The 11503-nt window shown below is 62.1% G+C and carries 10 protein-coding genes and 1 pseudogene; 6 read left to right on the top strand and 5 right to left on the bottom strand.

All coding sequences use genetic code 11. The annotated features are described in order from the left end of the window. Nucleotides 1–78 precede the first annotated feature (78 nt). Both NE852_RS15645 and NE852_RS15640 read right to left on the bottom strand, forming a co-directional pair. The gene (locus tag NE852_RS15645; protein ID WP_258155806.1) at nt 79–1107 is read right to left on the bottom strand and encodes a zinc-dependent alcohol dehydrogenase family protein; all 1029 of its coding nucleotides are present in this window, start codon (nt 1105–1107) and stop codon (nt 79–81) included. 79 nt (nt 1108–1186) lie between these two features. Beyond that, complete coding sequence (locus tag NE852_RS15640) at nt 1187–1963, bottom strand: LytTR family DNA-binding domain-containing protein (RefSeq protein WP_008530915.1); 777 nt, start codon at nt 1961–1963, stop codon at nt 1187–1189. A gap of 85 nt (nt 1964–2048) precedes the next feature. On the opposite strand from NE852_RS15640, the gene NE852_RS15635 reads away from it, so the two are divergent. Both NE852_RS15635 and NE852_RS15630 read left to right on the top strand, forming a co-directional pair. Beyond that, nucleotides 2049–2540 carry a DUF2306 domain-containing protein gene (locus tag NE852_RS15635; RefSeq protein WP_008530916.1) on the top strand — a complete coding sequence of 164 codons (492 nt, stop codon included), beginning with the start codon at nt 2049–2051 and terminating at the stop codon, nt 2538–2540. Nucleotides 2541–2616: 76 nt separating this feature from the next. Next, nucleotides 2617–3540 carry a neutral zinc metallopeptidase gene (locus tag NE852_RS15630; protein ID WP_008530917.1) on the top strand — a complete coding sequence of 308 codons (924 nt, stop codon included), beginning with the start codon at nt 2617–2619 and terminating at the stop codon, nt 3538–3540. A gap of 204 nt (nt 3541–3744) precedes the next feature. On the opposite strand, the gene NE852_RS15625 is transcribed toward NE852_RS15630, so the two are convergent. Further along, entirely contained in the window at nt 3745–4740 is a 996-nt protein-coding gene (locus NE852_RS15625; protein WP_008530919.1) for an aldo/keto reductase, read from the bottom strand. Nucleotides 4741–4851: 111 nt separating this feature from the next. On the opposite strand from NE852_RS15625, the pseudogene NE852_RS15620 reads away from it, so the two are divergent. The 4 genes and pseudogenes from NE852_RS15620 to NE852_RS15605 form a co-directional block, all read left to right on the top strand. Beyond that, nucleotides 4852–4960 (top strand): annotated as a pseudogene (locus NE852_RS15620) (LysR family transcriptional regulator); the annotation flags it as partial. Between the two features lie 173 nt (nt 4961–5133). Beyond that, nucleotides 5134–6777: an adenylate/guanylate cyclase domain-containing protein gene (locus NE852_RS15615; protein ID WP_245270615.1), complete on the top strand. Its 1644-nt coding sequence runs from the start codon at nt 5134–5136 to the stop codon at nt 6775–6777. Between the two features lie 193 nt (nt 6778–6970). Continuing rightward, nucleotides 6971–8215: a TCR/Tet family MFS transporter gene (locus NE852_RS15610; RefSeq protein ID WP_008530923.1), complete on the top strand. Its 1245-nt coding sequence runs from the start codon at nt 6971–6973 to the stop codon at nt 8213–8215. Between the two features lie 145 nt (nt 8216–8360). Continuing rightward, complete coding sequence (locus tag NE852_RS15605; protein WP_008530924.1) at nt 8361–9764, top strand: MATE family efflux transporter; 1404 nt, start codon at nt 8361–8363, stop codon at nt 9762–9764. A gap of 11 nt (nt 9765–9775) precedes the next feature. Here the strand turns inward: NE852_RS15605 and NE852_RS15600 are convergent, their stop codons facing one another. Beyond that, nucleotides 9776–10096, bottom strand: a complete 321-nt coding sequence (locus NE852_RS15600) for an antibiotic biosynthesis monooxygenase (RefSeq protein ID WP_008530925.1) — start codon at nt 10094–10096, stop codon at nt 9776–9778. A gap of 126 nt (nt 10097–10222) precedes the next feature. Next, complete coding sequence (carA, locus tag NE852_RS15595; protein WP_008530926.1) at nt 10223–11428, bottom strand: glutamine-hydrolyzing carbamoyl-phosphate synthase small subunit; 1206 nt, start codon at nt 11426–11428, stop codon at nt 10223–10225. Between the last annotated feature and the right edge of the window lie 75 nt (nt 11429–11503).

Below are 11503 nucleotides of genomic sequence, written 5' to 3'. Positions count from 1 at the left end.
GGCTTATAGGCAAATGTTTTTGCAAACGGAACCCCATAAATCACGGAATCGACAGGAATCCCGACATGGCGCGAAAGGCTATTTCCCGTCGGGCACGACGAGCACCCGGATTTCGCCGCCGCGCGCCGGATTGATGATCGCTTCCGGCGCCTCGGCGAGACCGATGCGCCTCGATATCAGCGGCTCGACTTTGATCCTGCCGGAGGCGATGAGATCGGCAGCGCGGCCATGGGTGAAAGGGTTGACGAAGGAGCCTGTCAGCCTGACCTCGCGAAAAAGCAGGTCGAAGGGTTCGATCTCGATCATCGCACCTTGCGCCATGACACCGAGGATGACGGCGCTGCCGCCGCGCCGGGCAAGCCGGGGCGCCTGCTGCATGGTCTCGGCAACACCGGCGCATTCGAAAACGACATCGGCGCCGCCGGGCAGCAGTCCGTCATCGGAGATGATGCGGGCAATGACGTCACCCTCACCCGGATCGACCGTCGCGGTGGCGCCGAGGCTTTCGGCCAAGCGGCGCTTTTCGGCGCTTCGCGTCACCAGCACCACGCGGGTGGCGCCCGCAAGCCTTGCCAGTTGAACCGTGAGAAGGCCGATGACGCCGCCGCCGAGCACGACAACCGACGCGCCGGTGTGCAGCCCGCCGAGATCGACGCCGTGAATGCAGCAGGCGAGCGGCTCGCAGAAAGCGCCATGGAGCGGATCGAGATCACTCGGCAGCGCGAAGGCCTGGCTTTGCGGCATGGAGACATAATCGGCGAAACCGCCGTCGCGGTGGATGCCGATCGCCTGCAGATTCCGGCAGAGATTGACGCGGCCGCGCCGGCATTCCTCGCAGCCGCCGCAGGCAATGTTGGGATCGCCGGTGACACGCATGCCGGGGCGGAAATCGGTCACGCCGTCGCCGACCGCCTCGACGATCCCCGCGAATTCATGGCCGAGCGTTACCGGGGGCTTCGACGGAAATTCGCCGTGGAAGAGATGCCGGTCGGTGCCGCAGATGCCGCAAGCTTCGACGCGGACCAGCAGTTCGCCTGGGCCGGGCGCCGGCTTTTCGACCTCGCACAGCTGCAGTTTTCCTGTCGCTTCCAGGCGTACGGCCTTCATCGGCATTTCCTCCTGCGTTCTCCTCTTAGTTCAGGAAGAGCGAAATCGGGAGTCCCGTCAAGCGTTTGGCCGCTCTTCCTTACGTGAAGCGGCGGCGCACGTGCTCGGCATAGCTGCGGCTGACCGGGATTTCGGTGCCGTCGCGGGTGAGGATCATGAGCCTGCCATTGTCCCGTCTGACGCCTTCGACATGGGCGTCGGCCACCCAGTGCGAACGGTGGACGCGAAGGCCTGATGTCGCGGCGGTTTCCTTCAGCGCATCGGCGAAGCGCAGGAGCACCAGTTCGCGCCCGCGGCTCGTCACCACCTCGGTATAATGATCGCGAACGGAAAGGCGCAGCAGCGGGCCGCGATTCTCGGGCTTCAGCCGGTCGAGGATCGAGGCGCCGGGTTTGTTTTCTTGGGGCGCGGCCGCTTCGGCGATTTTTTCGTTCATCGCCATGTAACTCAAAAAACAGAAGAGGGCGCAGAGTGGCATTGAGAAAAGCGCGCGCTGCAGGCCGCTTTCCAGCGTGGTCGGTTCGCTGGTGAAGGCATAGTCGACAAGGCCGATGGCAAAACCGATCGGCAGGGCGGCGGCAAGCGAACCGATCATCATGCGCGCGAACATGGAAACGATCACTCCCCGCAGCAGGTTTTCGGCAAAGATTGCGCAGAGGATGGCGATCGCCCAGGCGAATGCATGCAGGCTCAGCCAATAGGCGAGGCGTTCGCCGAAGCCCATGCGCTCCATCGTGCCGTAAGGACCAGTGAGGGCAAAGAGCAGGACGATCGCGGCGAAGATTCCCCAGAAGCGCCGGGAATGGAGAAAGACCTGCAATTCGCGAAGCGTGGACTGCAAGAAGGGGTGATTCACGAAGTTTTCCTGCCGTTTGCGCGGTTCAGATTGAGAAGACGGAAGTCTTGGCGGAAAGAGGGATCGAATTCAACCGGAGTCGCCCATGACCCTCGAACCGCTTCTCGATGCCCCGCTCGCCGTCCAGTTCCACGTCGCCGCTGTTACGCCGGCGGCTCTTCTCGGCGCCTATATCCTGCTCAACCCGAAGGGCACGCCTCTGCACCGGCTGCTCGGCAAAATCTGGATGGCGCTAATGGCGGTGACGGCGATATCGAGTTTCTTCATCCACCAGATCAATCTCTTCCATGGGTTCAGCCCGATCCATCTTTTGTCGATCGCAACATTGTTCGGCAGCTGGAATGCAATCGCAGCCGCCCGTCGTGGTGATATCCGCAGGCACAAGCGCATGGTCGCCAGCCTCTATTTCGGCGGCATCGTGCTTGCCGGCCTCTTCACTCTCGTGCCTAGCCGGATCATGCACAGGGTCGTTTTTACAGGTGCGGAGTGGCAAGCCTCTCTCGTCGCGGCGCTGATCGGGGCGATCCTGGTTGCGATGGTGCTGCGCGGCCGGCGCAGGGAGCGGATCGCCCGATGAAGCCGCTGGAATTCCCTTCGCCGACGGATATATAGATTCCTGAGCGTAAGCACGGGAATTGCCGGGGAGAACTGAGATGGAATGGAGAGGCCGGCGTCAGTCCGACAATGTCGAGGATCGTCGTGGCGACCCGACGAGCGGGGGCAGTCCCTTCGGCCGCGGCGGCGGCTTCAATTTTCCCTCCGGCGGCGGGGTTCGCCGGGCCGGCGGGGGCTTGAGCATCGGCACAATCATCTTCCTTGTCGTCATCTATCTGATCTTCAAGGCGATGGGCATCGACCTGATGCAGGTGCTCGATACCGGCAGCATGTCGAGCGGTCCGGGCTACGAGCAGAGCCAATCGGGCACGCGCCCGCCCGCCAATGACGAGATGACCGCCTTCGTGCGCACCGTTCTTGCCGAGACCGAGGATACCTGGCACGGCATCTTCCAGTCCCAGGGCAAGGAGTATGAGGAGCCGCGCCTGGTTCTCTTCTCCGGTCAGACGGAGTCGGCCTGCGGCTTTGCCTCCGCCGCGACCGGGCCGTTCTATTGCCCCGGGGATCACAAGGTCTATCTCGACACCGCCTTCTTCCAAGAGCTTTCGGACCGGTTCGGCGCATCCGGCGATTTCGCCGAGGCCTATGTCGTCTCCCACGAAGTCGGCCATCACGTGCAGAACCTGCTCGGCATCCTGCCGAAGTTCAACCAGGCCCGTCAGCGCATGAGCGAGGAAGAGGCCAACAAGATGTCGGTGCGTGTCGAGCTGCAGGCCGATTGCTTCGCCGGCATCTGGGGCAAATATACCCAGCAGAAGGGTATTCTGGAGGCGGGCGACCTCGAGGAGGCGCTGAACGCCGCCCAGCAGATCGGCGACGATACGCTGCAGAAGCGCTCGCAGGGCTATGTGGTTCCCGAGAGCTTCAACCACGGCACCTCGGCGCAGCGCGTCAGATGGTTCAAGCGCGGGTTTGACAGCGGGCAGCTGACGGCGTGCGATACGTTTTCCGGGCCGGTTTGAGGTTGCTTAGCTGAGGTTTGCGAGTGTCGCCCCCTCATCCGCCTGCTGGCACCTTCTCCCCGAGGGGAGAAGAGACCAAGCCGCTAGCCTCCGTTCCTGCCACAAACGCGGAATGCAACGCCGCCACAAATCTCTTCTCCCCAGCGGGGAGAAGGTGCCAGCAGGCGGATGAGGGGGCCTCACGGCATGCCTTCAACCCTCCTGTTATTTCTCACTATCCATGTGTTGCAGCATATGCTCGGGATAGCGCCCGCCGGCAGCCGCATCCTTCGGGACCGCGCGTTCGATGGTGGTGAAATCTTCTGCCGATAGCTGCACCGCGCGGGAGCCGAGCGCCTCTGTCAGCCGGTCGCGGCGGCGCGCGCCGATGAGGGGGACGATATCCCTACCCTTGGCGGCGACCCAGGCGATGGCGATCTGGGCGACGGAGACGCTTTTTGTCTCGGCGATCTCGCGCAGCTTTTCCACCAGAGCGAGGTTCTGCTCGACATTGCCTTCCTGGAAGCGCGGACTATGGGTGCGGAAGTCGCCGGCGGAGGCGGCCTGACCTTTCTGCCAATGGCCGCTGATCAGGCCGCGCGAGAGCACGCCATAGGCGGTGATCGATATGCCGAGTTCGCGTGTCGCCGGCAGGATTTTCTCCTCGATGCCGCGCGAGATCAACGAATATTCGATCTGCAGGTCGACGATCGGGGCAACAGTGGCGGCGCGGCGGATGGTGTCGGCGCCGACTTCCGACAGGCCGATATGCCTGACATAACCCGCCTTGACCATGTCGGCGATGGCGCCGACCGTGTCCTCGATCGGCACGTTCGGATCGAGGCGGGCGGGCCGATAGACATCGATATAATCGACGCCGAGGCGCTGCAGCGTATAGGCAAGGAAGTTTTTGACCGCTACCGGGCGGCCATCGATGCCGCCCCAGCCGCCGACAGGATCGCGTAGCGCTCCGAACTTGACGCTGATGACGGCATTCTCGCGCCGGCGGCCTTTCAATGCCTCGCCGATCAGCATCTCGTTATGGCCCATGCCGTAGAAGTCACCGGTGTCGAGCAGGTTGATGCCGGCGTCGAGTGCGGCGTGGATGGTCGCGATGCTTTCTGCGCGGTCGGCAGGGCCGTACATGCCCGACATGCCCATGCAGCCGAGGCCCATAGCGGAGACTTCGGGTCCGGTCTTTCCCAAACGATAGGTCTGCATCGTCTTCTCCTTCGTCCGCGCCGGAGCGGCGCTGTCGGATGTCGTTTTACCGTTTTCGCATTTGTCCGATAATCCGGATGGTATCGCACAGGCTGTGCGGGAGAATGCACAATGAAGGATCTTCCCTTGAGTGATCTGGATGCCTTCGCGGCGATTGCAAGGGAGCGCAGTTTTCGCGCCGCCGTCCCGCAAAGGGGGAGTGTCAGCGTCATCGCTCAACAGAGGACCTCGACCGTCGATTAAGGCATCATCTTCTGCTCATTGTCTGCCTGCTCTTGCGAAGACGGAGGAGCGGTTCTGTGTTAGCTTCGCTAAACTTATGGATGCGATCTGTGGGAACTTCTCGGAGGGCGAATGGCGAGCGTTCCTGTCAAGCGGCGGCTGGCTGCGATCATGGCCACGGATGTGGTCGGTTATGCCCGCCTCATGGAGAGTAACGAAGAGGCGACCCTTGTTCAGATCAAGGCGCTGCAGGCTGACGTCATCGCGCCGAACATCGAGCGCAACGGCGGCAGGATATTCAAGCTGATCGGCGACGGAACCCTGTCGGTATTCGATTCCGCTACGGGGGCGGTCGAATGCGCGATGGCGATACAGAGCGAACTGGTGCGCCGCGAGCCGGAAAACACCCATATGGTTCTCCGGATCGGGATCAACCTTGCCGACGTGCTGGTCGACGGCACGGATATGTTCGGTGACGGCGTAAACGTCGCCTCCCGGGTTGAGGCGAGTGCCGTACCCGGCGGCATCTGCATCACCGATGGTGTCTACCACCAGATCGCCGCGCGGATCGGCGGCGAGTTCGTGGAGGGTGGCGAAAAACGCCTGAAGAATATCGAGCGGCCCGTTCGCGTCTGGCACTGGCAACCCAGTCATACGGGAGCCGGGAAGGCGGAGTCCTTGCCCATTGCTGAATCAGTGTCGTTGGACCCGGAAAAAGTCCTGGTCAGAATTGGGATCATCTTCTCACCTCTTCCCCATCAGCAGGAGGTCATGGGGCTGGTCACCGCCGGCCTCGAACAGTTCCTTTCGGACCGCCACTGGATCGACGTCGCCTCTGCCTCAGCGACTGAAATGGGCAGGCGTGCCCACGACTATACGGTCAGTATCGGCGTACATGGGGCCGGTCCGTTCCGGTTGAACGTCAGGTTCCTGCGAACCTCGGCCACCTCAATCCTCTGGTCGAGGGCCTTCGATCTTCCTGCGGATTGCGATATCGACGCCATCGAACTGGTTGCGACGGGCGTTGTGTCGCTCGTCGTGGACAAGGTGCTTTCCGCTGCATCAACGACCGTTGCCCGGAAACCGGAGGCGTCCTGGTCGGCATACGAGAACTTTCTTTACGGCAGGATGCTCGACGCCAAACATCTGCTGCCCGAGGCGGAACGCTTTTTCAAGAAGGCAACGGAACTTGATCCAACGCTCATCGACGCGCATGCGATGCATGCCCTTGCACTTACTTATCGCTTCTCCATGGAGGGCGTATTCGAAGTATTGCATCATGCCGAAGAAATCTCGCGCATTGCGCTGCAGCTCGACAATAACCACGCCTTTTCCCACTTTGCGGCGGCATCGGTTCAACTGGCGATGCGAAACCATGATGGTGCGGAATCCCACTACGTCAAAGCACGCGACCTTGCGCCGGGCGACGTTGAGATCCGCGCCGATCATGCCGAGTTGCTTCACTACGCTGGTGATCTGGAGAAGGCCGCAACCGAAATCGAAGAATGCTTCAGGAAGTCGAAATATCCGCCTGTGTGGTTCTGGGCAGTCAGGGGCTTTATCCGGTTTCAGCAAGGCCGTGCGGACGATGCGGTCGAGGATTTCGAAAATATTCCCAAAAAGTCCTGGCGGACCCTGATTTTGCTTGCCGCAGCTCACGCTATGCGCGGCGACGAAGTGCGGCGGAGGCGCAGTGAGGTCGAGGCGCGCAGCCTTCAGCCTCGGCTAAGCCCGGAGCTGGTGCAAAGAACATTTCCCTATCGCGATGAAGGTGCGGTTGCGAAGCTCCTGGGCGCTTTCGGAGTTGGCGCATAGATGTCCGACGATCCCGTCCGCGTCCATCTTCGGGGCTTGTGGCGCTTACATCCAGGACGCAGCATAAATTTCGCGTACAGCAACATCAAAAACTTTGAATGTTCACGGATTGTTTCGGTTTATTTTCTGAGCTATGTCACCTTTCCGGCGACGCGATCGTCTTTTCAGAAAATCATCGCTGTAGAGATGCCTCATGCTTGATCCCAAATTCGTTCGCCGCGGCCTTTTCCTGGTCTTCGTCATCCTCTTTCTCGACATTATCGGCATCGCCATCATCATGCCGGTGCTGCCCGCCTATCTCGAACAACTGACCGGCGGCAGCGTCAGCGATGCGGCGGTCGACGGTGGCTGGCTGATGCTCGTCTATGCCGGCATGCAGTTCCTGTTCGCGCCGCTGCTCGGAAACCTGTCGGATCGTTTCGGTCGCCGGCCCGTCCTTTTGCTTTCGGTGCTGACCTTCGCGATCGACAATTTCATCTGCGGCATCGCCACCAGCTTCTGGATGCTGTTCGTCGGTCGCGTCCTTGCCGGCATCAGCGGCGGCAGCTTCGCCACCTGCTCGGCCTATATCGCCGACATCAGCACGGAGGAGAACCGGGCGAAGAATTTCGGACTGATCGGCATCGCTTTCGGCGTCGGCTTCACGATCGGTCCCGTCGTCGGCGGGTTTCTCGGCGAATTCGGCCCGCGCGTGCCGTTCCTCGGCGCGGCTGCGCTGTCGCTTCTCAACTTCATAGCCGCCTGCTTCCTGCTGCCGGAAACGCTGGAGGCGAAGAACCGCCGCCGCTTCGAGTGGAAGCGCGCCAATCCGCTCGGCGCACTGCGCCAGATGCGCCACTACCCCGGCATCGGCTGGGTCAGCCTCGTCATGTTCCTGTTCTTCCTGGCGCATGCCGTCTATCCCTCGGTCTGGTCGTTCGTCTCGACCTATCGCTACGGCTGGAGCGAAGGGCAGATCGGCCTGTCGCTCGGCATCTACGGCATCGGCGCCGCGCTCGTCATGGGACTGGTTCTACCGCGTGTCGTGCCTCTGCTCGGCGAATGGAAGACCGCGCTTCTCGGCCTGTGTTTTTCCGCTGCGGGTCTGATCGGCTATGCTTTTGCCTGGCAGGGCTGGGTGGTTTATGTCGTGATCGTCGCCACCGTCATGGAGAACGTCGCCGATCCGCCGCTACGCAGCATCGCCGCCGGCAAGGTGCCACCTTCGGCGCAGGGCGAACTGCAGGGTGCACTCACCAGCCTCAGCAGCATCACGACCATCATCGGGCCGCTGATCTTCACGCAGATGTTCGGTTATTTCACACGGGCCGATGCGCCGGTCACCTTCGCCGGCGCGCCCTATCTGACGGCTGCGCTGTTCATCCTGCTGGCCGCCGGCGTGTTCCTCACCCGCGTCCGGATTCGTGCGCCGGCAGAGGCTTTGGAAGCTGCGGGCTGATCGATCAGAAACACTGATGTGATGATGAATTTTTCATCATCTGCCTCCTTTAGGGTGGTTCTTTGCGGGGCTTTCCTCTAAGTCCGGGGGGTATTTCGCCAAAAAACTGCGCGGCGACGCATATTTCAACCGCAGGACAGGTGTCATGGACACGCCGATCGACGTGCGCAGGCTTGCGCCGACAACCGATAATCGTTGGGGCGCGCATTTCCGCGCAACGCTGGCGCTCGGCATTCCCCTGATCGGCGCCCAACTCGCCCAGCTCGGCATCAATACGACTGATGTGATGATCGTCGGCCGCCTCGGTGCTGAGCATCTGGCGGCGATGGTTCTCTCGGCCCAGTTCCTGTTTACGATCCTGATCTTCGGTTCGGGCTTTGCCATCGCCGTCATACCGATGGTGGCGCAGGCCTACGGCCGCGGCGACGTCGTCTCCGTGCGCCGGTCGCTACGCATGGGTCTCTGGGTGGTGATCGGCTATTGGGTCATCATGCAGCCGGCCTTCTTCAATTCCGAGCAGATCCTGCTCTTCGCGCAGCAGAAGCCGGAGGTGGCGAAGCTCGCTCACGGCTATATCATGATCGGCCAGTTCGGCGTGTTGCCGGCGTTGCTCTTCAACGTGATGCGGGCGCTGGTCAGCGCCATCGGCAAGGCGGGCATCATCCTCAACGTCACTATTGTCACGCTGGTGTTGAATGCGATCTTCGCCTATGCCCTCGTGCTCGGTCATTTCGGCTTTCCGGCCATGGGGCTAGAGGGCGCGGCGATCGTTTCGGTCGTGGTGCAGACGGCCGGTTTCCTGTTCATCCTCGCCTTCGTAGAGAAGCGGGAAGAGACGCGACGCTACGAAATCTTCGTTCGGTTCTGGAAGCCCGACTGGCATGCGCTGCTGGAGGTCATTCGGCTCGGTCTGCCGATCAGCGTTACCATCCTTGCGGAGGTCAGCCTGTTCACGGTGGCCTCGTTGCTGATGGGCTATATCGGCACCATCGAGCTCGCCGCGCACGGCATCGCCCTGCAATGGGCCTCGATCGCCTTCATGATCCCGCTCGGTCTCAGCCAGGCGGCGACGGTGCGCGTCGGCGTCGCGCACGGGCAGGGCGATTATGACGGGCTGGTGCGCGCGTCGATCATGGTCGTCGGCATCGCCTGCGCGATCTCGGCGGTCGGCTCGGTGCTCTTTGCCACAATGCCGCAATTCCTCGGGAGCTGGTTCCTTGACGTCAGTTCGCCCGAGGCGCCCGAGGTGCTTGCCTATGCCGGGCCGCTGATCGTCGTTGCCGGGCTCTTTCAGCTCGTCGATGGGCTGCAGGTGATCGCCAACGGATTGCTGCGCGGCCTGAAGGATGCGCGCGTGCCGATGATCATGGCACTGATCGCCTATTGGCCGATCGGCTTCTTCCTCGCCTGGGCCTTTGCTTTCCCGCTCGGGTTCGGCGGCATCGGCATCTGGTTCGGCTTCCTCGTCGGACTGGCGGCAGCAGCCGTCATGCTCTGCGCGCGCTTCTATGTCCTCCTTCGCCGGCAGGGAGCAACTGCCGCCGCCTGAGGCCCTCGCCGTCAGGCAGCGACAGGTTTGTAGCTGGCGATATCGGCACGAATGCCGAGGCGCGCAAACATTTCCTGCGGATCGAAATTCGCGGCCCTGTGCGCCGCCGCGACGGCTGCCCGCACGCGCTCGACGACGTCAGCGCTTTCCCATTGGGCGATCGTCACGAAATTGAACTCGCCGGGGCCGGCGACCTGTTCCAGCACCGTATGGTCGATGAAACCGTCCTGCGCCTCCAGCACCTTGTGCGTCATCATCACATTGACGAGAAATTCCTCGCGCGCCGCAGCCGGCACGGCGAATTTGTCGACTCGATAGAAAGCTCCGCTCATGCATTTTCTCCTGCATCAGATGTCTGCAGTCAGCTTGATAATTCCTCAAGTTAAGTTGGGGTCAATATGGAGGCAAAGAAAAAGGCCCGGTTGAACGGGCCTTTTCGAAATCGGTATTTCCCGAGATCAGCGCTCGGCGAGTGCCGGTTCGCCCTTCTTCTCGCGCACCATGTTGACGAAGCGGCGGAAGAGGTAGTGGCTGTCCTGCGGACCGGGAGAGGCCTCCGGATGGTGCTGGACGGAGAAGACCAGCTTGCCGAGGACGCGCAGGCCGCAATTGGTGCCGTCGAAAAGCGAAATGTGAGTCTCTTCAACGCCATCGGGCAGCGACTTCGAGTCGACAGCGAAACCGTGGTTCATCGAGACGATTTCGACCTTGCCCGTCGTATGGTCCTTGACCGGGTGGTTCGCGCCGTGGTGGCCCTGATGCATCTTCTCGGTCTTGGCGCCGAGCGCGAGGCCGAGCATCTGATGGCCGAGGCAGATGCCGAAGAGAGGAATGTCGGTCTTGATAAGCGTCTGGATCACCGGCACGGCATATTCGCCGGTTGCGGCCGGATCGCCCGGGCCGTTCGACAGGAAGATGCCGTCCGGCTGCATGGCGAGCACGTCTTCGGCGCTTGTCGTCGCCGGCATGACCGTCACCTTGCAGTCGAGGCCGGCAAACAGGCGCAGGATGTTGCGCTTGACGCCATAGTCGAGGCAGACGACGTGGTATTTCGCGTCCGCCGCGCCGAGTTCGCCATAGCCTTCATTCCAGACCCACGGGGTCTGGGTCCATTGCAGGGACTGGCCCGAGGAGGCGATCTTCGCAAGATCGAGGCCTTCGAGGCCGCTCCAGGCCTTGGCTTCGGCCTTCAGCGTCTCGATGTCGAAGACACCGTTCGGGTCGTGGGCGATAACCGCGTTCGGGGCGCCGTTCTCGCGGATCCAGGCGGTCAGCGCGCGCGTGTCGATACCGCAGAGGCCGATGATGCCGCGAGCCTTCAGCCACGCGTCAAGGTGCTTGGCGGCGCGGTAGTTCGAGGGTTCGGTGATATCGGCCTTGAAGATGACGCCGACGGCGCCGTGGCGGGCGGCAGGCGTCAGATCCTCGATGTCCTCGTCGTTGGTGCCGATATTGCCGATATGGGGAAAGGTGAAGGTGACGATCTGGCCGAGATAGGAGGGGTCGGTCATAATCTCTTCGTAGCCGGTCAGTGCGGTATTGAAGACCACTTCGGCCTGGACCTTGCCGGTGGCGCCGATGCCCTTGCCTTCGATGACCGTGCCGTCGGCAAGAACGAGCAGGGCGGTCGGCTTTTCGATTGTCCAGGGTGCTGTCGCGGTCATCTTCATCCCGTTTCCGGCGGTCGGCGCGCGTTGCCGCGCGTGTCGCCATTTGATCTCGCAGGCGTGTGGGCACGG

The organism is Rhizobium sp. Pop5 (genome assembly GCF_024721175.1).
GTDB lineage: Bacteria > Pseudomonadota > Alphaproteobacteria > Rhizobiales > Rhizobiaceae > Rhizobium.
The sequence above is the reverse complement of the archived record's forward strand: the minus strand, read 5'-3'. Positions and strand labels throughout refer to the sequence as shown.